At 55.8% G+C, this 22,705-nt stretch carries 21 protein-coding genes; 7 read left to right on the forward strand and 14 right to left on the reverse strand.

The genetic code is table 11. The features are described 5' to 3' along the window. Positions 1–16: 16 nt before the first annotated feature. From VFU50_11215 to VFU50_11225, 3 genes are all read right to left on the reverse strand, one after another. Positions 17–1,504, reverse strand: a complete 1,488-nt coding sequence (locus VFU50_11215) for a diguanylate cyclase (GenBank protein ID HEU5233423.1) — start codon at positions 1,502–1,504, stop codon at positions 17–19. 215 nt (positions 1,505–1,719) lie between these two features. Continuing rightward, complete coding sequence (locus tag VFU50_11220) at positions 1,720–1,950, reverse strand: hypothetical protein (protein HEU5233424.1); 231 nt, start codon at positions 1,948–1,950, stop codon at positions 1,720–1,722. 91 nt (positions 1,951–2,041) lie between these two features. Next, positions 2,042–2,539 (reverse strand): thioredoxin family protein, encoded by a 498-nt coding sequence (locus VFU50_11225; protein HEU5233425.1) that lies wholly within the window; start codon positions 2,537–2,539, stop codon positions 2,042–2,044. A gap of 135 nt (positions 2,540–2,674) precedes the next feature. Between VFU50_11225 and VFU50_11230 the strand changes: the two genes are divergently transcribed. Then, positions 2,675–4,015, forward strand: coding sequence for an Nramp family divalent metal transporter (locus tag VFU50_11230; protein HEU5233426.1), 1,341 nt, complete (start codon positions 2,675–2,677; stop codon positions 4,013–4,015). A 112-nt stretch (positions 4,016–4,127) separates the two neighbouring features. Beyond that, positions 4,128–4,394 (forward strand): type II toxin-antitoxin system Phd/YefM family antitoxin, encoded by a 267-nt coding sequence (locus VFU50_11235; GenBank protein HEU5233427.1) that lies wholly within the window; start codon positions 4,128–4,130, stop codon positions 4,392–4,394. 218 nt (positions 4,395–4,612) lie between these two features. Here VFU50_11235 and VFU50_11240 read toward each other — a convergent pair whose 3' ends face one another. Then, entirely contained in the window at positions 4,613–4,822 is a 210-nt protein-coding gene (locus VFU50_11240) for a hypothetical protein (GenBank protein HEU5233428.1), read from the reverse strand. Positions 4,823–5,259: 437 nt separating this feature from the next. Here VFU50_11240 and VFU50_11245 point away from each other — a divergent pair, with 437 nt between their 5' ends. From VFU50_11245 to VFU50_11265, 5 genes are all read left to right on the forward strand, one after another. Then, on the forward strand, positions 5,260–5,550 hold the full coding sequence (locus VFU50_11245; protein HEU5233429.1) for a hypothetical protein: 291 nt from the start codon (positions 5,260–5,262) through the stop codon (positions 5,548–5,550). Between the two features lie 84 nt (positions 5,551–5,634). Further along, positions 5,635–6,495 carry a DUF692 domain-containing protein gene (locus tag VFU50_11250; protein HEU5233430.1) on the forward strand — a complete coding sequence of 287 codons (861 nt, stop codon included), beginning with the start codon at positions 5,635–5,637 and terminating at the stop codon, positions 6,493–6,495. After that, positions 6,492–7,376, forward strand: a complete 885-nt coding sequence (locus tag VFU50_11255) for a DNA-binding domain-containing protein (GenBank protein HEU5233431.1) — start codon at positions 6,492–6,494, stop codon at positions 7,374–7,376. Before VFU50_11250 ends, VFU50_11255 begins: the two co-directional genes overlap by 4 nt. Before the next feature lie 164 nt (positions 7,377–7,540). Beyond that, positions 7,541–9,028, forward strand: coding sequence for a pitrilysin family protein (locus VFU50_11260; GenBank protein ID HEU5233432.1), 1,488 nt, complete (start codon positions 7,541–7,543; stop codon positions 9,026–9,028). Positions 9,029–9,166: 138 nt separating this feature from the next. Further along, positions 9,167–9,685 (forward strand): superoxide dismutase family protein, encoded by a 519-nt coding sequence (locus VFU50_11265; GenBank protein HEU5233433.1) that lies wholly within the window; start codon positions 9,167–9,169, stop codon positions 9,683–9,685. 146 nt (positions 9,686–9,831) lie between these two features. On the opposite strand, the gene murC is transcribed toward VFU50_11265, so the two are convergent. From murC to VFU50_11315, 10 genes are all read right to left on the reverse strand, one after another. Then, on the reverse strand, positions 9,832–11,241 hold the full coding sequence (gene murC, locus VFU50_11270; protein HEU5233434.1) for a UDP-N-acetylmuramate--L-alanine ligase: 1,410 nt from the start codon (positions 11,239–11,241) through the stop codon (positions 9,832–9,834). 48 nt (positions 11,242–11,289) lie between these two features. Then, positions 11,290–12,360 carry an undecaprenyldiphospho-muramoylpentapeptide beta-N-acetylglucosaminyltransferase gene (gene murG, locus VFU50_11275; GenBank protein ID HEU5233435.1) on the reverse strand — a complete coding sequence of 357 codons (1,071 nt, stop codon included), beginning with the start codon at positions 12,358–12,360 and terminating at the stop codon, positions 11,290–11,292. A gap of 10 nt (positions 12,361–12,370) precedes the next feature. Further along, positions 12,371–12,784 (reverse strand): type II toxin-antitoxin system VapC family toxin, encoded by a 414-nt coding sequence (locus VFU50_11280; protein ID HEU5233436.1) that lies wholly within the window; start codon positions 12,782–12,784, stop codon positions 12,371–12,373. Beyond that, on the reverse strand, positions 12,781–13,029 hold the full coding sequence (gene vapB / locus VFU50_11285) for a type II toxin-antitoxin system VapB family antitoxin (protein ID HEU5233437.1): 249 nt from the start codon (positions 13,027–13,029) through the stop codon (positions 12,781–12,783). Before vapB ends, VFU50_11280 begins: the two co-directional genes overlap by 4 nt. Before the next feature lie 50 nt (positions 13,030–13,079). Further along, the gene (gene ftsW / locus VFU50_11290) at positions 13,080–14,171 is read right to left on the reverse strand and encodes a putative lipid II flippase FtsW (GenBank protein HEU5233438.1); all 1,092 of its coding nucleotides are present in this window, start codon (positions 14,169–14,171) and stop codon (positions 13,080–13,082) included. Beyond that, positions 14,171–15,559 (reverse strand): UDP-N-acetylmuramoyl-L-alanine--D-glutamate ligase, encoded by a 1,389-nt coding sequence (murD, locus tag VFU50_11295; GenBank protein ID HEU5233439.1) that lies wholly within the window; start codon positions 15,557–15,559, stop codon positions 14,171–14,173. The genes ftsW and murD overlap by 1 nt, the downstream gene beginning before the upstream one ends. Before the next feature lie 36 nt (positions 15,560–15,595). Beyond that, positions 15,596–16,729 (reverse strand): phospho-N-acetylmuramoyl-pentapeptide-transferase, encoded by a 1,134-nt coding sequence (mraY, locus tag VFU50_11300; GenBank protein ID HEU5233440.1) that lies wholly within the window; start codon positions 16,727–16,729, stop codon positions 15,596–15,598. A gap of 277 nt (positions 16,730–17,006) precedes the next feature. Next, positions 17,007–18,398 carry a UDP-N-acetylmuramoyl-tripeptide--D-alanyl-D-alanine ligase gene (gene murF, locus VFU50_11305; protein ID HEU5233441.1) on the reverse strand — a complete coding sequence of 464 codons (1,392 nt, stop codon included), beginning with the start codon at positions 18,396–18,398 and terminating at the stop codon, positions 17,007–17,009. Beyond that, positions 18,395–19,909 (reverse strand): UDP-N-acetylmuramoyl-L-alanyl-D-glutamate--2,6-diaminopimelate ligase, encoded by a 1,515-nt coding sequence (locus tag VFU50_11310; protein HEU5233442.1) that lies wholly within the window; start codon positions 19,907–19,909, stop codon positions 18,395–18,397. The genes murF and VFU50_11310 overlap by 4 nt, the downstream gene beginning before the upstream one ends. A gap of 290 nt (positions 19,910–20,199) precedes the next feature. Continuing rightward, positions 20,200–22,374, reverse strand: a complete 2,175-nt coding sequence (locus VFU50_11315) for a penicillin-binding protein (GenBank protein ID HEU5233443.1) — start codon at positions 22,372–22,374, stop codon at positions 20,200–20,202. Positions 22,375–22,705: the final 331 nt, after the last annotated feature.

Below are 22,705 nucleotides of genomic sequence, written 5' to 3' on the forward strand. Positions count from 1 at the left end.
GTGTTCGCTCCTGGTTTTAGGCTGTAGTCTTACGCGCCGCCGAAGCGGGTGAAACTCGGTTACGTCCGCCTTCCTTCGATGCATACAAAGCAGCATCTGCGGCAGCCACGAGTTCATCGCGCGTGCTCCCGTTTGACGGATACTCGGCCACACCGGCGCTGATCGTCACTTTCACAGGCACCCCGGGAAACCGGTATGCCGCAACTACACGTCGCAGCTTTTCTGCGACTTCCATCGCGTTGCTTCCGGAAGTCTGCGGTACCAGAATGGCAAATTCCTCCCCACCATAGCGGCACACAACGTCAACTTTGCGAAGCTGTTGGCCAAATACAGTAGAAACCTGCCGTAGCACTTCATCACCAAGCAGGTGTCCGAATTCGTCGTTAAGGCGCTTGAAATTGTCGATATCGATCATGATGATCGCCAGCCGCCCGTCGTAACGCGAAGCGCGTTCGATTTCTGATGCGATCTGCATCTCGAAGTAGCGCCGGTTGTAGATGCCGGTGAGTCCATCGCGGTAAGCAAGCTGCTGCGCCTGTTCGAAGTAGTGCGCATTCTTGATGGCGCCAGCGCAGATATCGGCTACAGACTCGAGCGGCGGCACATCTTCGGCTGTGAAGTTGCCGGGAGTAGCGCTTTCGAGCATCAGCACTCCGAGCTTTTCGCCGAAGAAGATGAGTGGAACGCACATCTCGGAGCGTGTCTCGACAAAGCTCGCAAGATATCTGCGCAGCGAGCGAACATCGTTTTCTACTACGGTTTTTCCCAGTTCCAAGGCGCGCATTCCCATTCCGGTACCGACCGGAAGCGCAGCGCCTTGCGGCAGGATCGGCGTCAGTTTTCCTTTGTGTGCGCGGACGCTGAGATGATCATCTTCGTCGAGCAGAGAGACCACAACATGATCGACGGCGAATTTTTCCAGGACGAGATCGCAAACCTTCGTGAGTAGTTCATCAAGGTTCAGCACTGCGGTCGTCTGGCGCGCAATCGCGTTGATCGCTTCCAGCTGCTTGGTTCGCCGTTGCTCGAGCGTATAGAGGCGAGCATTTTCGAGAGCGATGGAGGCTTGCGTAGAAAACAGCGTGAGGAGGTCGAGGGTTTCCGAATCGAATGCATCCAGCTTTTCGCTCTGGATGTCGAGAACCCCGGCAACCTCGTCGCGCACCATCAAGGGAATAGCCACCTCTGACCTGGTGGTCGGGAAACCGGCGATGTAGCGCGAATCCTGACTGACATCCGGCGCATATACAGGACGCTTGAGCTCCGCAGCGCTGCCAATGATGCCTTTTCCAAGCGGAATGCTGATGTGATCTTCCTTTTGGGGACGGCCGATCGAGGTGCGAACGAAGAACTCGCGCGTGCTCGGATTCAGCATCAGCACCGCGGAATTGGTTACGTGGAAGTAGTCCCTGACAATGCTGAGGATCTGCTCCAGAACCTCGTCCAAATCGAAAGTAGACAGGACGGCCTGGCTGGCGTCATAAAGTAGGGCAATCTTCTGCATAGTGGCGCTACACGCAATTTTTTAAGGCCATTCCGGCCGAATCGCTGCCAGGAGAGATACCAGACCAAACCAGAAAGGACCCAAAGGAGCAAGCCTAACGCTCTCATTAGGCCCGATTTACGGCGGATTGACAAGAGTTTTGCGCCATTTTGGGCCAATTGAGGGTTCGATTTAATACGGCTTTAAGCTATTTGCCTCAGAAACATAGGGACGAATTAGCGGCGCTGTTCGCTGGGTGGCCGTCCTGGTTGCGGACGAAACAGCAGGGCAATCAGCCCATAGAGGACAAGGCAAATCCAAAAATCGATGAACAGTCCGAGGTCGGGTAGCAGCCGATTGCTGCGGTGCTGTGCCGCTGGCGGCAGGTGGGGCATGATGAGGAAATAGATCAGGTTCCCCAGCACCACCGCGGCGAGAGAGATGAAAAAGTTTCTCGAAAGGCTCACTCTCTCTCATTAGACACCCGAATAAGGCGCGCAGGTTTCCAATTCGAGAGACGCTCATTGCTTCGCGAATCCGCCGGCGGCAGGCACTAGGCTAAGCCGAAGGCTTCCAAGTCTTTAGGAACTCAACAATTACCTGCGGATCCAGACTCCTAGCTGTGGAGAATTCATGTGTCTTCTGGCTGTACAGGAGCTTGCCCCGGCTTGAGAGGACGGCTACCACCGGGACGCCCTCAATTGGCGTGTCGTATTTCTTCGCAATGTCAAGGTTCTTATCGCGCTCGCCGATGTCGACGTGGACAACATGATAGTTCTTATCAACCAGCGGCTCGATGTCGGGCTGATGGAACCGATAATCCAGGGCAAAGCAGTCGAAGCACCAATTGGCTCCGAAGACGAGAAGCACGCGCTTGTGGTCTTTTGCGGCAGCCTGCAGCGCCTCAGCAATTTCCTTGTGAGCGTCAGCATTGGCGGGGTAGAGCTCGCGAAGCTTGGCAGAAATTCGATCTTGAGTGGGCGGCGCTTGCTGGGCCAGCAGCAGCGCAGAACCTAACAACACCAATAATGTGACGGGCAGCCGCATACTTCTCATGAAACCAATATAACCGGCCTATCGCGGTACACTCCAGCCGGTCCCTGGTGATTTCGGAGCCACTCACTATGAGCGTCTGTTAGGAGCCTCTGTTTATACTGATCCATTCTGCACAAATTGCAGACTGTTTCTGCCGTGGCCAACGACATTGGGACTACCCCTACCTCCGAACCGGGCACCTGGACCTTGCGTTTCAAGGCGCTCCCCGCGTTCCGTAGCGGAGAGCTCTGGTACTACTTCGGTCCGGCATTTGTCGCCAGTATCGCCTATATAGACCCAGGCAACTTCGCCGCCAACATCGAAGGTGGCACTCGCTTTGGATATTCACTGTTGTGGGTCTTGTTGTGGTCGAATGCCATGGCGATCCTGATTCAATACCTCGCGGCTAAGCTTGGCATTGCCACCGGACGCACATTGCCTCAGTGCTGTCGCGAAAACTTCTCTCGTCGAATGAACCTGTTCTTGTGGTTCGCGGCTGAAGGAGCAGCGCTCGCAACCGACCTCGCCGAATTTCTCGGGGCGGCGCTGGGCTTTTATCTGCTGGTTGGCCCTTCGCTCGTCGCTCGCGGCTTCGATAAATCAACAGTCCTGATGCTAGCCGCTCTCGCGACTGCGGTTTGCGTCTTTCTCATTTTGGCACTCGAGCTCTATGGATTCCGCAAGCTCGAGGTCGCCATCATGATGTTCGTCTTCGGCATCGCCGCGTGCTACGCAATTGAGCTGTTCCTGGCAAAGCCAAATTGGGCACAGGTCGGATTCCACATCCTGGTGCCTGAGATCAGCTCTCAAAACATTTATGTCGCCGTCGCGATGTTAGGCGCAACGGTGATGCCGCACGTCGTATACCTGCATTCGGCCTTGGTTCAGGATCGTGCAAGGCAGGCGACGGAAAGCTGTCCAACCGGTCAGCGAATCCATCGCCTGCGCCATCTGCAATTCGAGCTCATCGATGTTCTCGCTGCAATGAACGGTGCATGGCTAATCAACACAGCCATGATCGTCATGGCAGCCGCCGTGTTCTTCGCATCAGGAAAACACGTAACCTCGATCGAAGAGGCGCATCAAACGCTGGCTCCGTTGCTCGGCCGAGTATCCGCAGGAGCATTCGCGCTCGCGCTGCTGCTCTCAGGCCTATCTTCGTCAACGGTTGGCACCATGGCCGGCCAGGTGATCATCGAAGGTTTCCTCAACATTCGCTTCAGCGTCTTCCTCCGCCGACTCATCACGATGATTCCCGCGCTCATCGTGATTGCCATCAAACTTGATCCACTCAAAATTCTCCTGCTCTCCCAGGTTGCCTTGAGCTTCGCCCTTCCGTTCGCTCTGGTGCCGCTCATCGCACTCACACGCCGAGCCAGTATTATGGGCGAACTCGCCAACGGAAAAACGACGAATGTCCTCGCTTACATAACCGTCACGGTGATCATCGGCTTGAATCTATTGCTGATTTATCAGGCCGTTGGTGGAAGCTTCTGAACCAGAGTTTGCCTGTCACAACGAACCCATTCCGGCGTATGACCACAAAAAAACGTGTGGACTTAGTCTTTAGACTTAGTCATAATTGGAGTATTCAGTTAGCGGAGCCATTATGAAAGAGGTCGAAGTTAATGTGCACGAGGCGAAGACTCATCTATCGCGACTGCTGCAGCGTGTAGCGAATGGGGAGGAAATCACGATTGCGAACCGTGGGGTCGCGGTGGCTCGTCTGGTCCCAGTAGTTCCACCTGGTAAGAATCGTCCGCTGGGTATCGATGATGGAAAGATTCGAATTGCAGACGATTTCGATGCTCCCCTACCCGATTCAGTGCTCCACGGATTTCTCGGAAATAGCCGGCAACGAAAGAGAGCTCGTTGAAGTATTTGCTCGATACTTCCATCTTTCTTTGGATGGCAGGCTTCGTCCAAAGACTGAACCCTCAAGTCCGTGAGTTGCTGGCGGAACGAAGCGCAGAGGTGTATCTCTCGTCCGCGAGTTCTTGGGAAATTGCTATTAAGTCGGCGCTCGGAAAACTCGATTTACCCGAACCACCACCCCAATATGTGCTCCGCCGGCTTGCCGACTTCAGCATAAGATCACTCCCAATTGCCCACGACCACTCTTTCGCAACTGGCTCTCTGCCGCATTTCCACGACGATCCATTTGATCGGATGTTGATCGCGCAGGCCAGTGTCGAAGGAATGGTTATGCTCACCGCCGACAAAGTCTTCCGGCGCTATCCCGTCGAAGTTCTCTGGGCTGGGAAATAGGTCGGCTTCGAGGCGAGGGGCGGGGGGCGAAGCCATCGCCGTTTTGTTTCGCTGGGACGAAGTCTCATTTTCCCGAGATGAATGTGCTACGTCGCCAGCTCGCCTAAATCCGCGACGCGATGTGCCTCCGTACATGAAGCAGCGTTGGCCAAACGTGGGGACAAAGTCTTCGCAAGTGGCTAATTTGCTATTGCTCGCACTAGAAGTGGCGGTTAGAATTGCCGCCCATCCACAAAGAGGTGCATACAGTTTGTCGCTGTGTGGGCCGAAATGGCTCGATTCAGAGGCGGTCTGTTCCATCACTGTGCGGAGCGGCTTCGATCTCGAGCGGCGGAGAGCTTGTCACATTTTCCGCAGCAGGGAATCACATCCGGGTGCGTAATTCAGCGCAGGGTCGAGAGCTAATCCTGGCCAGGCGCAGGCTCATGTCCGTGGTAGGAACCCCAATCCAGAAACAAAATTAGGAGAATCTCATGACGAAGTCAGTAAAGTTGGCGATCGCAAGTGCGGCTCTGGCGGGTATGGTGGCAGGAACCAGCGCGAGCATGTTTGCGCAGGACCAGTCGGGCAGCACCAGCACCGACAAGAGCACAAAAAAGAGCACAAAGGCCTCCAAGCACGTAAAAGAAAAACATGCTTGTAAAGGCCAAAACTCTTGTAAAGGCAAGGGCGGCTGCAAGAGCAGCGACAACGGCTGCAAAGGCAAGAACTCTTGCAAGGGCAACGGTGGATGTGCCACTGACGGCTCCAAGATGCCGGAGTAGTAATAGGTCCTTAGTAGTCTCGGGGCCGAGTGCTATTCTGGGACTCGGCCCTCTCTCACTTCAGGTAGAGGTCGCAGTTTCCTAATGTCGTCCAACCGCTTTAACGCGTTCAAAGATCTCGGGGTCGGGATCGGTCTCCGGATTCCTCATTACAACCACATCCTGAGTGAGAAGCCAGTCGTCGGCTGGTTCGAGATCATCTCAGAGAATTACATGATCGACGGCGGACGCCCGCTGCATATCCTCGACCAGATTCTCGAGCAGTACCAGGTTATCCAGCATGGCGTCTCGATGTACTTCGGCTCGGCGGAGCCTCTGAATCGCGAGCATCTGAAGAGACTCAAAGCGCTGGTGCGTCGGACGAAAACGCCGTGGCTCTCCGATCACCTGTGCTGGGGCAGCGTCGACGGCACATATAGCCACGATCTGCTGCCGATGCCGTACACCTTCGAAGCGGCGAAGCTGACGGCTGAAAAAATTAAAGAAGCACGCGACTTTCTCGAGGTGCCGATTGCGGTCGAAAACGTGAGCAGCTACGCCGAGTTTCACGTCTCAGAAATGACGGAATGGGAATTCTTGAACGAAGTGGTCGAGCGCGCCGACTGCGGCATTCTGCTCGACGTGAACAATATCTACGTCTCGTCGCAGAACCACAACTTCGATCCGTTTACCTATCTTGAAAGCGTTCCGATTGAGCGTGTTGCGCAGATTCACATCGCCGGTCACTCAAAATACGAGAAGTACATTCTCGACACACACGATCATCCGGTGATCGATCCAGTGTGGAAGTTATATGCGCGCGCAATCGAACTCGCTGGCCCAACTCCTACATTGCTCGAATGGGACGATCACATTCCATCCTTCGATCAAGTTCATGCGGAAGCGCTCAAAGCGAATCGCTACGTGCCATCGAATGTTCCCGTATTAGCGGCGGTGTCGGAATGAATCTGGCAGAACTCCAGCGCCGTTTTTCTGAAGCGTTATACACGCCGCTCAATTCCGATGAAGGAATCGCGGATCGCACACCGAGCGGCGAATCGATGCAGCGGGTTGCCGAAACGATCATTAAACCGAACGATCGCTTGAGTTCAACCGAGCGGCTTGAGATCTACAGCCGCTCTTATTGGTTTCGACTGATCTCCAGCCTCAACGACGATTTCGTCGGTTTACGTGCAGTGGTTGGTGACGAAAACTTTGATGCGCTGGTTCAGACATATCTGACTGCGAATCCATCGCGATCTTTTACATTGCGCAATCTGGGCTCACGCCTGGAATCGTGGCTGCGCGGGAATCCGCAATACATTCATCCCCACGAACAGCTAGCGCTCGACATGGTTCGCCTGGAATGGGCGGACACCGAGTGCTTCGATGCCGCAGAAGAACCAGCGCTCACTCTCGATGACGCCACGCATCTCGCCGAAGATCCAAAGCTGCGCTTGCAGCCACACATTCAATTACTCGATCTGAACTACCCGGTTGACAAATTGCTGCTCGAAATCCGAGAAGAAGCAGAAGACGAGTCTGACGAAGCAAGCAATACCTTCTCTGAGAGACGCAGCCGCGCACGCGTTAAACGCGTGCGTAATGCCAAACCGAAGCCGGTCTTTGTAGTCGTCCATCGCGTCGATTACCTCGTGTATTTCAAACGAGTCACGCCGGAAGCTTTTCGGATTCTGGCTTCGCTCCGAAATGGGATGCGATTGTCGGAAACGATTGACGCCGCGTTCAATCCCTCTACCCTGCCACAAAAGAAAATCACCGAACTGGTTCAAGGTTGGTTTCGCGACTGGGCGGAGTGGAAGTGGTTTGCGAAAGTAGCTGCTTAACTTCTAAGCTGCTGAGCTTCTAAGCCGGCGCATGGGGCGCATTCACTTGGTGCGAAGGTCTCTGGGGTACTGCCTCGCCGCTCCACTTCTGCTCAGATAGAATTGTCGGTCGGACTGTACGCTCCACGTCCATCTTCGTTCGTTTTCGGAAGTCGAGATCCCGAATGCACGCAAAAATCCCGAATGTAACTACTGCTTCAAAATGGATCCTGCTCTTTTTCGCGCTGTTGACGACGGCTTATCTCGCGGCTCAACAGGAACCTTGGCAAAAAATCCCCATCCCTCCTCTCCACAAATTCACGCCGCAGGAGCCCACGCGCATTCAGCTCTCCAACGGCATGGTGATCATGCTGCAGGAGGATCACGAGCTGCCGCTGATCAGCGCGACTGCTCTGGTAAAGGGCGGATCAAGTTCCGAGCCGGCATCGAAGGTGGGATTAACTTCGATTTACGCCTCCACCTGGCGCACCGGAGGCACAGACAGCAAAACCGGCGATCAACTCGACGATGAACTCGAAGCCATTGCCGCCCGGGTAGAGGCAGGCGGAAGCATCGATACCACTTCGCTCAGCTTCAACTGCTTGAAACAGAACCTCGACCAGGTATTCGCCGCCTTTCTTGATCTCCTGGAGCATCCCGCATTTCGTGAAGACAAGATCGAGCTTGTAAAAGGCCGCATCAAGACTGCCATTTCGCGCCGAAATGACGAAGTCGGCAGCATTGCCGGGCGTGAAGCTGCCATTTTGGGCTATGGTCCGCAAAGCCCTTATGCGCGCGAAATGGAGTATTGGACCGTGGATGCGGTCACTCGGCAGGACTTAGTCAATTGGCACAAACAGCACTTCGCGCCCAATAACATCATCATCGGAGTAGTTGGCGATTTCGACTCCAAACAGATGGAAAGTCGACTGCGCCAGGCGTTCGGATCGTTGCCGAAAGGTACTCCATATAATCCGCCGCAAATTCCCGTTCCGGGACCAAAGCCCGGCGTATATCTTGCCGAAAAGGACGATGTGAACCAGAGCGACATCAGCCTCATCGGTCTGGGAATCCGCCGCGACAATCCCGACTACTTCGCTGTACGCGTGATGAACGAAATCTTCGGCGGAGGCTTTTCTTCGCGGTTATTCAAAAATCTCCGTGCCACGCAGGCTCTGGCTTATTCCGTGGGCGGTGGCATCGGCGCGAGTTATAACCACAAGGGTCTGATCGACATCAACATGGGCACGAAGAGCGGTTCGACCGCGAAGGCGATCGAGGGACTCTACAAACAGATCGATGATCTGCTCAGCAATCCGCCCACTGACGCCGAACTGAAGCAAGCCAAAGACTCGATCCTAAACGGTTTTATTTTCGCCTACGACTCGCCCGACAAGGTTCTGAGTGAGCAATTGACTTACGAGCTGTACGGCTATCCTAAAGATTTCCTGGAACGGTTCCGCGATGCGGTGGAAAAAGTCACAGCTGCAGACGTGAACCGCGTCGCCCGCAAGTACATCGACAAAAGCAAACTCGCCGTACTGGTGGTTGGAAACCCGAAGGAGTTCGACAAACCGCTCACCGCCTTCGGACAAGTAACGACGCTCGATATCACCATCCCCACCGCGCCGCCTGGAAATAAAGCAGCCGTTGCTGCAAGTGAGAGACGATAACCCAGGAGCGAACACGAAGGTCACGAAGGTAGAAACGATAAGGTCACAAAAAAGTCTTCGTGACCTCTTCTTTTTACCTTTGTGACCTTCGTGTTCGCTCCTGGGTTTAGAATTCCGGGGCACAGGAGAGTTCGACACATGAAGAATCAACTCATGCCATTCGTTATTGTCTTTGCGGGAATAGCCATCGCGGCTAGCGCGAAAGACAAAGGCGCAACCGTGCAGATGAAGAACGCACAAGGCGAGGACGTAGGCACGGCAACGCTATCATCGGCAGGAAAGAAAGGCGTGAAGATCAAACTCGATCTGAAAAATCTGCCGCCAGGTGAGCACGCCATTCACATTCATCAGAACGCGAAATGCGATCCGCCGGACTTCAAATCAGCCGGCAGCCACTTCAATCCCGACAACAAGAAGCATGGCTTGGAAAATCCCGAAGGCCACCACGCCGGCGACATGAAAAACTTCAATGTAGCCAGCGCCGGCACGGCGAAGACAGCGGTCACAGACTCCGATGTGACGCTCGGAACCGACAGTCACTCAGTATTCAGCAATGGCGGCACAGCTCTGATCATTCACGCCAAAGCCGATGACATGAAGTCCGATCCAGCAGGAAATGCCGGAGACCGCATCGCCTGTGGAGTGATCTCGAAATAAGAGAACCGCCGCCGGTAGGCGGTGGGGCAGCCGCATGTTTTGCGGCTGCGTCTGAGCTCGGCGGACCAGCAATCAAAGCTGGCGATCCGCCCATTACTAATCAGCTGTCGGGGACCATCCTGTAAGGTGGTGTTAGCTCTGGTTCCTTACGACGCACTCTTGGCTGCAGTTCGTTTCTCCAATTCCTCCAGCACCATCGGCCCAATCTGGTACACACTGCCCGCACCGAGAGTCAGAACAAGGTCTCCATCCTCGACACGCCGCACTGCTGAATTCACGGCGTCCTGAAAAGAGGCGGCATAGTGGACATCATTTCCCGCAGAACGAATCCGTTGAACCAGCGACTCGGCCGTGATTCCCGGAATGGGATCCTCGCTGGCCGCGTAAATATCCAAAATCTGTAGAGTATCGGCATCACGGAATGCGGTTGCGAACTCCTCGGCCAGATCGCGCGTCCGAGTGTATCGATGCGGCTGAAAGATCACATGGATGTTGTGATAACCGCACTGCCGCGCTGCGGCGAGAGTAGCCCGAATTTCTGTCGGATGATGGCCGTAGTCATCGACCACGGCCACGCCTTCTGCAGTCCCTTTCAGTTGAAAGCGCCGATCTACACCACGGAATTGAGTCAAAGCCTCTGAGATCTTGTCCGCCGGAACGTCGAGCCCAATTCCAGCGGCAACCGCGGCCGTAGCGTTCAGGATGTTGTGATGACCAGGCACGTGCAAAGCGAACTCGCCCACCCTCTTGCCGCGATTCTCAACTGCAAACCGGCTGCGCGGTGCACCTTCTGCCGGTTTGACCGCTGCGTTGATGACATTCGCACGAAAATCAGCTTTCTCCGAAGTGCCGTAAGTGATCACACGACGCTCAAGACGCGGCAGCAACTCGGCCAGCCGCTCGTTATCGATGCATGCGATCACCGCTCCATAGAACGGCACGCGATTCATGAACTCCACAAAAGCTTGGTCCACGTCGTCCATGTCGCGATAGCAGTCCATATGCTCGCGATCGATATTGGTAACGATCGAGAGAATCGGTGAAAGCTTGAGGAACGACCGATCGCTTTCATCGGCCTCAGCGACGAGATACTGCGATTTGCCCAGACGCGCGTTCGATCCCATGGCGTCGACGCGCCCACCAACAACAACAGTAGGATCGAGTCCTCCGGCAGCGAGCACGGCAGCGACCATCGAAGTTGTTGTCGTCTTCCCATGCATTCCGGCGATAGCAATACCGTACTTGAGCCTCATTAGCTCGGCGAGCATCTCGGCGCGAGGAATGACGGGAATCTTTTGTGCTCGCGCCGCCTCAATCTCAGGATTGTCGCGCGCAATCGCCGAACTCGTCACCACAGTCTCCGAGCCGGTGACGTTTCCCGCCCTGTGACCGATGAAGATCAGCGCTCCCAAACTGGCGAGGCGCTTCGTGACCGAAGATTCGCGCAGATCAGATCCAGAGACCTTGTAGCCCAGAGTGAGCAGCACCTCCGCAATGCCGCTCATGCCGATACCGCCGATACCTACAAAGTGGATGCGCTGAATCTTCGCGAACATAGGGGATAGGGTACTGAGAACAGGTTACAAGGAATTGCCTTTGCTGTCCTATGCCTTCTGTGCCTCGGTCGCGAGCTTGGCAGCCATCTCGCCGATTTGGCGCACAGCTTCAGGATGAGACAGCGACCGAGCCTTGAGGGACATTTCATTCAAAATTGCTGGACTTTGAAGCAGGTCGGCAACTGCAGCACTCAGCCGTTCAGGAGTCAGCTCCGATTCGGGAATGAGCCGCGCACCTCCAGCGTTCTCTACTGCCTCCGCGTTCTTGCGCTGATGATCGTCGGCAGCAAATGGGAACGGAACGAAGATGGCCGGCTTCCCTGCCGCCGTGATTTCTCCTACGGTGCTTGCGCCAGAGCGACACAACACCAAATCGGCCTCGGCAAACGCTGAAGGCATGTCATCGATGAAACGACTCACCTGCGCGGGAAAGGCTGCCTGCTTGTACGCCGAATCAACCTTTTCGAAATCGCGCTCGCCGGTCTGGTGCCGAACCCGAATTCCCAATTCCTTCCATTTTGGAATTGAATCGATCATCGTCTGATTCAGAACGCGTGCGCCCTGGCTGCCTCCGAATACCAGCAATGATCCAGGAGGCGTGAACGGACGCTCAGGAATACGGAAGAACTCTTGCCGGACTGGCACGCCGGTTACTACAGCATTGCGAAAGAAGCGTTTGGTCTCCTCAAAGTGCACTGCTGCTGCGCTTACGAAACGAGCAACCATCCGGTTAGCAAATCCGGGAACCAGGTTGGGCTCAAACGCCAAAGTGGGAATTCGCATCAGGATAGCCGCGAGCATCGCCGGACCCGATGCATATCCTCCAACCCCGATCACCACCTGCGGTCGAAAGTCGGCGAATAGCTTGCGGCAGGCGAATACAGCTCGGGGAATGTCGGTGAGAGTGCGGGCGCGTCGAGTAATGCTGACGTTCTTTAATTGACCGACTTGAACCAGATGAAGCGGAAAACCGGCCTGCGGAACAAGTCGGGTTTCGATCCCGCGACTCGTTCCGATGAACATGATTTCCGCGGAGTGGCGCTCACGCAGCTCGCGCGCAATCGCCAAAGCGGGTATCACGTGCCCGCCTGTACCACCGCCTACAATTGCGGCTCGCATTGCCCCTGTTCTAACCTCGGGACCAATCTTCCCAAGTCAGTCCTTTTATGCGCGAGAACTCCGAAACATTTGCAGTCACCAGCGTCCAGTTGCGCCGCAACGCTTGTCCCGCAATCAGGAGGTCATACGGACCGATCGGCCGTCCCACCTTTTCAAGAGCCGCTCTCTGCATACCAGCTATTTCAGCGTCTTCCGCATCGAACGAAACTGCCGAAAGTGAAGGCGAAAGAAACTTTAATAGCATGTTTCGATTCCTTTCCGTCCGACTGCCCTTCCCTACGCCATACCACAGTTCGAAAAGGACAATTGCCGAAACGTGTATGGTATGGCCAGACTGGATCGCCTGTTCAAATTTTTTCCTTACTTCTTCATCCTGCTCGTTAAGCAGCGCGATACACACATTGGTATCGAGAAGATAGTTCACTTGAACACGTCCCGCTTGGGCGTTCGCGGCTGGTTGCGTCCTTCTTTCATAAAGGGTTCGTCTCCTCGCAGACGATCGATTTCCGCAAACCACTCTCGCACGTTGAACTTGACCGGTTGGAGGAGCACTCCGTTGCGAACTCGCCGAATCAGCACACGATCTCCTTCAAAGCGGAATTCCTTCGGAAGTCGAACCGCCTGGCTTCGGCCGTTCCGAAACAATTTGGCTAACACTTCTTTTGCCATCTCAGGATCCCCTTGTTCTAGTATATATCAAGGGTATAGACCAGACGGCTCTAGTCTGTCTGCTGGCTAATGTTCAGCAATACTCCAACACACGCCAGAGTGATGAATAAAGAACTGCCGCCATAGGAGATGAAGGGCAGTGGGATGCCTTTGGTTGGCAGTAGCCCCAGCACGACGCTGATGTTGAAGAACGCCTGAATCGCGACCGTGCCGGTGATCCCGACGGCAAGGAAGCGGCCGAAGAGATCGGATGTACGGATCGCGGCGCGCATGCCGCGATAGCAAAACACAGCGAATAACGTGACTACCGCGACTGTTCCGATCAGGCCAAGCTCTTCTGCGATCACGGCAAAAATAAAGTCCGTATGCGGCTCAGGAAGATAAAAGAGCTTTTGCTTGCCTTCCATCAATCCCAATCCGGTAATGCCTCCGGTCCCAACAGCGATTAGCGATTGAATCATGTGGAAGCCGGCGCCCTGCGGATCGGCCCAGGGATTTACGAACGCGAGCATACGCTGGCGTCGAAATCCGACATGGAAGAGGAGGTAGTAGAGGAACGGCAGGCTGGCGAGGATGCCGTATCCGAGATACTTGATCTCCATCCCGGCAACGAAGAGGACGGAAGCAGTCATGGCCATGCACACCAGCGCCGTTCCCAAATCGGGCTGCTTCACAATCAGCAGAGAGAAAATCAAACTGGGCACAACGGCGGGCAACAGCGTGTGCTTCCAATCTTCAATGCTCTTCGTTCTCGTCTCGAGGAAATAGGCCAGAAACAAAATCAGTGCAGGTTTGGCGAGCTCCGACGGCTGGAAAGAAAACGGTCCAAAGCGAATCCACCGATGCGTGTTGTGCGAGCGATCGAGGAATAGCACTGCGACGAGCAGCACCATGGTGACGCCGAGCAGCGTGAAAACCACCGCGGGATGCTTGTAGCGGCGGTAGTCCACGCGCATCAGCGCGACCATGGCCAGCACTCCCGCGCATGCCCACCCGATCTGGCGCAGAACAAATGTGTAAGGAGAGCCGAAGCGATCCTTGGCCATCACTGCCGACGCGCTGAAGACCATTAGTAATCCGAGAAGAACGAGAAGAATAGTTGCGCCGAACAGCCAGCGATCAACGCTGACGCGTTTTGCCATCAGTGGCGCTCCGATCCTGCTGGGGTCGCATCAGCTAAGCGCTCGACGAGCGCGCGGAAGGTGCGACCACGATGTTCGTAGTTCTCGAACTGATCGAAGCTGGAACAGGCTGGGGCGAGCAAGACGACGTCGCCGGACTTCGCGAGATCGCGAGCGCGATCGACCGCCGCGTCGAGAGTTTTACAAGGTAGTACTTCAACGGCGGATTGGACGTGCGCGCGAATCTTCTCTGCCGCCGAGCCAATCGTGTACACGCGCTTCACACGCTCACGCAGCAGGTGATTCATGAGCGTGTAGTCGCTGTCTTTGTCTTTTCCGCCCAGGATGAGGTGAATGTTTCCCGGGAATGACTCGATCGCTTTGATCGTGGCGTCGACGTTTGTAGCCTTGGAATCGTTGTAGTACTCGACGCCGCTGATGGTGGCGATGTATTGCAGACGATGTTCGACAGCTTTGAACTTGCGCACCGCGTTGGCGATGGTGACAGCGTCGCAGCCGCAGAGTCGCCCGACAGCAACGGCTGCCAGAACGTTTTCCAGATTGTGCGCACCTTTGAGCGGAATCTCAGAAGCAGGCATGATGGCTTGCTCGTGCATGCCGTCTCGCCAGTAAATTCGGCCTTCACGCACAAACGTTCCCGTCTGATCACCAGACAGCTGCTGCTTGCGCGTGAACCAGCAGAGCTGGCCTTGGGTTCGCGAGCGCAGTCCCGCGCTGCCTTCGTCATCGAGATTCAGAACCGAGTAATCGGATGCATCTTGATTTTCGAAGATGCGAGCCTTCGCCGCGGTGTATGCCTCCATGCTGCCGTGACGATCAAGATGGTCGGGCGTGATGTTGAGTACAACCGCAATATTAGGATGAAATGTTTCGATGGTCTCGAGCTGAAAGCTCGAGACCTCAATTACATTTACCGTGTCGTCAGTCGAATCATCGACTAGCAAAATCACAGGGGTCCCGATGTTGCCGCCCACCAGCGTGCGTTGACTCGCGCTCGCAATCACTTCGCCGCAGAGAGTAGTTGTTGTGGTTTTGCCATTAGAGCCGGTGATCGCAACGATCTTGCCTCTCAGAAAACGTGCGGCGAGCTCGATCTCACCGATGACCGGGATTCCCTGCCCCCGAGCGCGTACGAGCTGCGGCAAATCGGACGGAACGCCAGGACTAACGACTATTAAATCTTGATCGCGGAAAGTGCGCTCCCCATGGCCACCGGTTTCGACCGCAATACCGCGATCGAGCAGCGCAGGAATCTGCGTCTTGAGTTCGTTCTGGCTGCGCGTATCGGAAACCGTAACGCGCGCTCCACGAGCGGCGAGAAACTGTGCCGAAGCCACGCCGGACTTTCCCAGTCCGACGACCAGCACACGTTTGCCTTTTACTTCCATTGCCACTCGCCATTGTGCCATGAGTTGTTGTGGAGATCAGCGTAGTTTAAGCGTGGTCAGAGCAAAAAGTGCAAACACCAGTGCAGCGATCCAGAAGCGCACGATCACCTTCGACTCGCTCCATCCAATCAGCTCGAAATGATGATGAAGCGGCGCCATTTTGAAGATGCGTTTCTTGCGCAGCTTGTAGGAACCGACCTGCAGCATGACCGATAACGCTTCGAGTACAAAAACTCCCCCAATGAATGGCAGCAGCAGTTCCTGCTTGATGATCACCGCAACCGTACCAATCGCGCCGCCGAGCCCAAGAGAACCCACGTCGCCCATAAATATCTCGGCGGGATGAGCGTTGTACCAGAGAAAGCCGATACTCGATCCCACCATGGCGCCGCAGAAGATCGTAACTTCGGCGACCTGCGGCATCTTCTGCAAGCCAAGATATTCGGCAAATCGCGCATGTCCACTCACATAAGTAAGAACGGTCAGAGCGGCGGCGGCAACGATCGTGCAGCCGATCGCCAACCCATCGAGTCCATCGGTCAGGTTGACGGCATTGCTTGATCCCACGATCACCAGTGCAACAAATGCAATAAACGGAATGAATGCTACCAGCCACAGATGCGGAACTTTCTCTAATGCGCCAATGGCAAGATCGGGCTGGAATCGTTTCACGAATGGGACCATCAGATGCGTCGAATACTTCCCTGCCGCTTGCATCCAAACCAGCACTACGGCGATTCCTATGCTGGTCACAATCTGGAATCCCAGTTTGGCCCGTCCTGTAAGTCCCAGATTGCGATGGTGAACGATCTTTAGATAGTCGTCGGCAAATCCAATTGCCGCGAATGCGATCGTGGAGAGCACCGCTATCCAGATATACGGATTCGACAGGTCCGCCCACAGCACGGTCGGAACCAGAATGGCGACAACGATCAGCACGCCTCCCATCGTCGGCGTGCCGGCTTTCTTCTGATGAGCCGCAGGTCCTTCTTCTCTTATATATTGCCCAATCTGGAACTCGCGAAGCTGGCGGATGATCGCCGGACCAACCACCATCCCCATGAACAGAGCGGTCAGGCTCGCGAAGGCCGTGCGGAAGGTGATGTAACTGAAGATGCGAAACGGAGGAAAAAACGTATGCAGCTTCTGATAAAGGAGCCAGTAAAGCAATCTTCCTCCGAAAAGGATTACGTTCGCGGCCTTTGAATCGCGTGACGTGGATGCCAACGCCGGTGATCCTTGGCCGCAGGCCCGGAGGGCCGAAATGTGACAGCCCAGGACGAAGTCCTGGGAAACATCCCAATCGCAATCGAGTGCCGGAGGCACGACACTTCCCGAGGTGCCGTCCCTCTGGGACTCTGATTTTGCAAACACGCAAACCCAGGACTTCGTCCTGGGCTTTCACATGACGTGCCTCCGGCACTCAGCCTTGCAACAATTGCAGAGGCTACTTCACCTGCATTGACGTACCGAGCCGTTCATTCAACCGCTCCAGCGCCCGCTCGAGTTTCACGCCGCGCGATGCCTTCAAAAGAACGACGTCACCTGCCTTAAGATTCTCCGCTAACCAATCTCCTGCCAGTTCGGGCTCGGGAACGAACTTCGCGAAAACACCTCCGGCTGCGGCTCCCTCCACTATAAAGCTGGCAGCGCCGCGGACTCCGAGAAGAATGTCGATCTTGCGTTGAGCAACGTGATTCCCGCTCTGACGATGAAGCTCAGGAGCGGCGGGACCAAGTTCCAGCATTTCACCGGCGACCACTATGCGCCGCTTTGCCGGAGAAGAGGCCACCACATCCACCATTGCCTCCAGCGCCTTGGGATTCGAGTTGTAGCAATCGTTGATGATCGTGGCTCCGTTGATCTGAAGAACCTGACCGCGTTTATCAGGAGCCTTCAAGGAAGCTAAAGAAGCCGCGGCTTCGGATGGAGTGACTCCAGCCTCAAGCGCCACGGCGACTCCGGCGAGGGCGTTGGAAACGTTATGGCTGCCGAGCAATGGAAGTTCCGCCGGAGTGATCACTCCGCCAGCCTGCAATTGAAAGCGCGAGCCACGCGGACCGAGATCTTCCAGCGATTTCGCCGACACATCCGCCGCGTGCGAGATCCCGAACATGACTACCTTGCCGCGAAAGTCGCGTCCGAATTGGGAAACATAAGGATCATCGGCATTCAGGAAGGCCACACCGGAGGATGGAAGCGAAGCAATCAGCTCGTATTTCGCTCGTGCAATTCCAGCAATTCCATCAGGAAAGAATTCGAGATGGACGGGAGCAACCGCCGTAACGACGCCCCAGTCCGGCTTTGCGACATCGCAAAGCGCAGTGATCTCCCCAGCATGCGACATTCCCATTTCGATCACAGCGATGTCGTGCTCGGCCTCAAGCTTCAGCAACTGCAGCGGCAGTCCAAAATGGTTGTTGAGATTGCCTTGTGATTTCAGCACGCGAAAGCGCGTCGAGAGCACATGGGCGATCACGTCTTTGGTGGTTGTCTTTCCAGCCGATCCAGTGACTCCCACGAGGCGCTTGCCCCAGAGCCTGCGCACGGCCGCACCGAGACGCTGCAGAGCGACGAGCGTGTCCTTCACGATCAGGACTTTGCCGGATGCTGCGAACCTCTCGGCTTGATCGATCGCGATTATCGCTCCCGAGGCTCCCGCCTGCAGAGCTTTCTCGACATAGTCGTGCCCATCGAGACGCTCGCCGCGAATCGCAAAGAAGAGGTCTCCGGGTTGAAGTGTGCGCGAATCGATCGAGTACCCGCCGGCGACCTGCTCACCATCGAACTTGCCCGAGGCCTGCACGAATTCGGCAACGCGCCACAGCGGAAGCTTCATGCGACTGGCGCTCCTTCACGAGCAGCTTGATATCCCACCTGCGCCAGCGCCTCGCGCGCGACCTGCACGTCGTCGAAGGAAAATGTTCCCGCGCGGGTGATCTGATATTTTTCGTGCCCCTTTCCGGCAATGAGCACGATGTCGCCTGATCGAGCTTCGTTAATCGCTATGCCAATAGCTTTTCGCCGGTCTGGCTCGACCACATGACGGCTGCCGGTTTGTGTCAATCCGGGAAGCGCATCGGCGATGATCGCCAGCGGATCTTCACTGCGCGGATTGTCGGATGTAAGCACCACGAAATCGCTTCCCTCACCTGCAGCGCGCGCCATCAGCGGACGCTTGGTGCGATCGCGATCGCCGCCGCAGCCGAAGAGCGTGATGATTCGTCCTTCAGACTTCTGCTGCGCCAACAGTTGGCGAGCGATGCGCGTTAGATTGCGAAGAGCGTCGTCAGTATGCGCATAGTCAACGACAACAATGAACGGCTGACCGCAATCGATGCGCTCAAACCTGCCCGGCACGCGCGTGAAGCTTGCGATCGCATCACGAATCTGATCGAGCGCACATCCCCGCGCGTAGGCAGCAGCCGAAGCCGCGAGCACGTTGTACACGTTGATCTCGCCGATCAGACGAGACTCACAGCCGATCGTCTCGTCGCCGAGACGCAAATCGAATCGTGTTCCAGTGGGGGAATACACAATGTTCTCGGCTCTTGCTCGCGCTCCGTGTAATCCATAGCCAATCACTTCGGAGCCGCTCTCCTGCGCGATTTCGCGCAGCTTGACTCCGTACTCATCGTCTTGATTTATGACCGCAATGGCAGGAGGCGCAGCGCCATCGCCCTGAAACAACTTGGCTTTCGCTGCTAAGTACGCTTCCATGCTCTGGTGATAGTCGAGGTGATCACGCGTGAGATTGGTAAAGACGGCAACATCATAGTGCAGCCCGTACACGCGACCCTGCTCCAGCGCGTGCGAGGAGACCTCCATGACGGCTTCTGTTGCGCCCGCATGCACAGCTTCCGCAAAGGTCGCATTCAACTCCAGCGATTCCGGCGTGGTATGTGGAGCAGGCAGCACACGTCCGGCGACGTGATATTCAATCGTTCCAATCATCGCAACCGAGCGGCCGGCGGTGCGCAGAATGTGCTCGACAACAAACGTAGTCGTGGTCTTTCCATTCGTGCCGGTAACGCCGGTCAGCTTGAGATGATCCGCCGGACGACCATAAAAGTTCGCGCTGATCTTGGCCAGAGCCTGCCTTCCATGCGCGACTTGTGCAAATGCAATGTTCGGCGGCGAGACAGTAGTATCCGAATCCGTAACGATTGCTGAGGCGCCTGCACGCAGCGCAGCATCGATGAACCGATTGCCATCACTACTCTCGCCGCGCATGGCGAGAAACAGAAATCCCGGCTTCACCTTCCGCGAGTCATAAGCAATGCCGGTAATCTCGGCGTCGCCGCTCACAGAGAGCGTCTCGACATTGCGGATGATGTCGCGGAACTTCATTTGCAAATTATAGCGGTACCAATTCGGGGCTGTTCACCACGCAGCCACGGAGGAGGTCTTTTGTTGTCATTCCGAACCGCCGATTGTTGGCGGCGAGGAATCCCTATGATCAAACACACAGTTGATGTCTCGTGAATTCCGAGATTCTATAAAGCCTCGAAATCGGTAGAGGTAAACTTTCAGCCATACAACGGTTGTGAGAATCAATAGGGATTCCTCACCGCAAAATCGGCGGTTCGGAATGACAATGAAACCCTCCGTGTCCTCCGCATCTCTGGTGAAAAAAAGCTTTACCGCGCGAACTGGACAGTGACGTGTCCGCCTGCTGGAATGCGGGCTCCCGGCGGAGGATTCTGTTGCTTAGCAACTCCCGATCCGAAGACGTCCACCTCCAGTCCTGCTCTTTCACTCTCTTCAATCACTGTCCGAACCGGCTTGCCCAGGAACGAGGGCACGGTAAGAGCGGAATCGGAATCAAGAACGACGGTGCCGGTTTTCGGAGGAGGATTCTGTTGCTCCGATGGAGTTATTGCCGACGCATTGCTCCCATCTGCAACGGGCAGATTCGGAGTTTGGTTTACGGGCTGATGATAAGTGACCGGGACTACGCCGTTCGAGGCTTGCGTTACCGTGCTCACCGTCGGCTCTGTTTCTGTGTTGTCGCTTTCCGCGACTTCTTCTCCGATATGGTCGGGGGACCCTTCCATCGAATCACCTCGATCCTTCGAGGCGCGAAGCAGCATCCGTTGCGAGCTTCTTACGTCAACGTCATGCGGGACGTCGAGGTATTCCAACACCTGCTGCGCGATTCGTGCCCAGGCGGGCGCAGCCACCAGTCCACCCTCATGCGGTCCCACGGGCGAGTCCAGAATCACCGTGATCGTGACGGCTGGATTATTTACCGGAGCAAAGCCGGAGAACGACGCAATGTCTTTCGACCCGTACCTATGTGTCAGCGGATTGATCTTTTGTGCGGTGCCGGTCTTCCCCGCGGAGCTGTAGCCGTCGAGAATCGCCTTTTTACCAGTGCCCTTTAGCACGACCTCCTGCAGCATCTCCCGCATTTCCGCTGCAGTCATCGAGGAGATCACGCGATGCTGCTGCCCAGGATGGAAGACCAGCGACCGCGCCGGCCCTCCTACTACATCCACCGATCCTGCCGTTGTTCCCGCGACGATGCGTGGCGGAGTCCAGATGCCATCGTTCGCCATTGCCGAGGTCATAGACACAAGCTGAAGCGGAGACACTCCGATCTCCTGACCCATGGAGATCGCGCCAATGCTCATCTTGGACCAGCGGCTCACCGGCTTGGTCATGCCGCGAGTCTCGCCCGGCAGCTCAATCCCAGTTCGGGAACCGAAGCCGAAGTCGCGGATGTACTTGTACATGCGATCATCGCCGAGGCGGAGCGCAATCTTAATGGCGCCTACGTCGCTGGAGTTTTGCAGAACCTGGCTGACCGTGAGCATACCGTAGGCCTTGTGGTCGTGAATCGTGCGGCCACCGAGGAAGATCTTGCCCATCTGGCAATCGAACACTTCGTTCGGATTCGTAACCTTCTCTTCGAGCGCGGCCGCAATGGTGACCATCTTGAACGTCGATCCCGGCTCATACGCGTCGCTCACTGCGCGATTCCTCAGCGACTTCGGACTGATCCCACGCGAGTTGTTCGGATTGAACGTCGGATAGTTGGCCAGCGCCAGAATCTCTCCCGTTCTGGGATTCTGAATCACGACTGTGCCGGCCTCGGCGTGCGTCTGCTGCATCGCAGCCTCCAGCTCTTTTTCCGCGATATGCTGGATATCTTCATCGATGGTGAGCACGAGGTTCTGGCCCGGCACGGGATTCTTCTCCACTCGCCCTACCCAGCGATGCCGCGCATCCATGGTGATGAGCATCTTGCCTGCACGTCCGCGTAGACGCTCATCGAACGATCGCTCGATGCCGGCAAGGCCCTCGTCGTCCATACCGACGTAGCCGATCACCTGAGCGGCCAGATCGTTTTTCGGATAGAAACGTTTGGGTTCCTTCTGGAAGTAGATGCCTTTCAGATTCAACGCGCGAATTCGGGCGGAAGTATCGTTGTCGAGCTTGCGAGCAATCCAGGCAAAAGAGCGCGAGGACTCCAACTTGGCAAAAATCTCTTTAGGATCAGCTTTAAGAATGCGCGCCAACAGCCGCGCTGTAGTTCCTTGATCGGGAATTTCAGAAGGAACCGCGAACACTGAGTCCACCTGGATGCTCATCGCCAGTTCCCGCCCTTTGCGGTCATAGATGATGCCGCGTGGCGGTGCGACCTCAATGCTGCGCTGCTGCTGGCGTGCGGCTTTTTGCGTCAGAAATCCGTATTCGCCAATCTGGAGCCACAACAGCCGGAGGAAGATGGCGAAAATCCAAAGACAAAAAAATGTCGCAAAGAGCGACAGGCGGAGACGGCCCTCGGTTTTCGCGGTGACTGTGGGCATCGAGGCTGCGGAGGTGATTCAGTTGTCGTTCAGTTTGTCATTCCGAACGAAGTGAGGAATCCCTATCGACATTCACAATTTCAACTCTTACGGCTCACTTGACGTGAGTCGCAGGCTATAGGGATTCCTCACCGCCAAAAATCGGCGGTTCGGAATGACAATCTTGAACAGATAAACGTGCGTGGCGGCCTGGTTGGTTTTCCGAGGCCACCACCCGGGTCGGTTATCACCGGCCAACTTGTAGAAAAGCAGTCAGCACTCAGCTCTCAGCATTCAGCCAAAGCTCCTGAACTGGGCCGCAGTGGCTGATTGCTGACGGCTGAGTGCTGAT

The organism is Terriglobales bacterium, from assembly GCA_035764005.1.
Lineage (GTDB): Bacteria > Acidobacteriota > Terriglobia > Terriglobales > Acidobacteriaceae > Gp1-AA112.

What these genes read in the sequence shown, in the direction of transcription:
- VFU50_11215 (HEU5233423.1), bottom strand. Translation starts at nt 1,504, where the DNA reads ATGCAGAAGATTGCCCTACTTTATGACGCCAGCCAGGCCGTCCTGTCT.
- VFU50_11225 (HEU5233425.1), bottom strand. Translation starts at nt 2,539, where the DNA reads ATGAGAAGTATGCGGCTGCCCGTCACATTATTGGTGTTGTTAGGTTCT.
- VFU50_11235 (HEU5233427.1), top strand. Translation starts at nt 4,128, where the DNA reads ATGAAAGAGGTCGAAGTTAATGTGCACGAGGCGAAGACTCATCTATCG.
- VFU50_11240 (HEU5233428.1), bottom strand. Translation starts at nt 4,822, where the DNA reads ATGGCTTCGCCCCCCGCCCCTCGCCTCGAAGCCGACCTATTTCCCAGC.
- VFU50_11245 (HEU5233429.1), top strand. Translation starts at nt 5,260, where the DNA reads ATGACGAAGTCAGTAAAGTTGGCGATCGCAAGTGCGGCTCTGGCGGGT.
- VFU50_11250 (HEU5233430.1), top strand. Translation starts at nt 5,635, where the DNA reads ATGTCGTCCAACCGCTTTAACGCGTTCAAAGATCTCGGGGTCGGGATC.
- VFU50_11255 (HEU5233431.1), top strand. Translation starts at nt 6,492, where the DNA reads ATGAATCTGGCAGAACTCCAGCGCCGTTTTTCTGAAGCGTTATACACG.
- VFU50_11260 (HEU5233432.1), top strand. Translation starts at nt 7,541, where the DNA reads ATGCACGCAAAAATCCCGAATGTAACTACTGCTTCAAAATGGATCCTG.
- VFU50_11265 (HEU5233433.1), top strand. Translation starts at nt 9,167, where the DNA reads ATGAAGAATCAACTCATGCCATTCGTTATTGTCTTTGCGGGAATAGCC.
- murC (HEU5233434.1), bottom strand. Translation starts at nt 11,241, where the DNA reads ATGTTCGCGAAGATTCAGCGCATCCACTTTGTAGGTATCGGCGGTATC.
- murG (HEU5233435.1), bottom strand. Translation starts at nt 12,360, where the DNA reads ATGCGAGCCGCAATTGTAGGCGGTGGTACAGGCGGGCACGTGATACCC.
- vapB (HEU5233437.1), bottom strand. Translation starts at nt 13,029, where the DNA reads ATGGCAAAAGAAGTGTTAGCCAAATTGTTTCGGAACGGCCGAAGCCAG.
- ftsW (HEU5233438.1), bottom strand. Translation starts at nt 14,171, where the DNA reads ATGGCAAAACGCGTCAGCGTTGATCGCTGGCTGTTCGGCGCAACTATT.
- murD (HEU5233439.1), bottom strand. Translation starts at nt 15,559, where the DNA reads ATGGAAGTAAAAGGCAAACGTGTGCTGGTCGTCGGACTGGGAAAGTCC.
- murF (HEU5233441.1), bottom strand. Translation starts at nt 18,398, where the DNA reads ATGAAGCTTCCGCTGTGGCGCGTTGCCGAATTCGTGCAGGCCTCGGGC.
- VFU50_11310 (HEU5233442.1), bottom strand. Translation starts at nt 19,909, where the DNA reads ATGAAGTTCCGCGACATCATCCGCAATGTCGAGACGCTCTCTGTGAGC.
- VFU50_11315 (HEU5233443.1), bottom strand. Translation starts at nt 22,374, where the DNA reads ATGCCCACAGTCACCGCGAAAACCGAGGGCCGTCTCCGCCTGTCGCTC.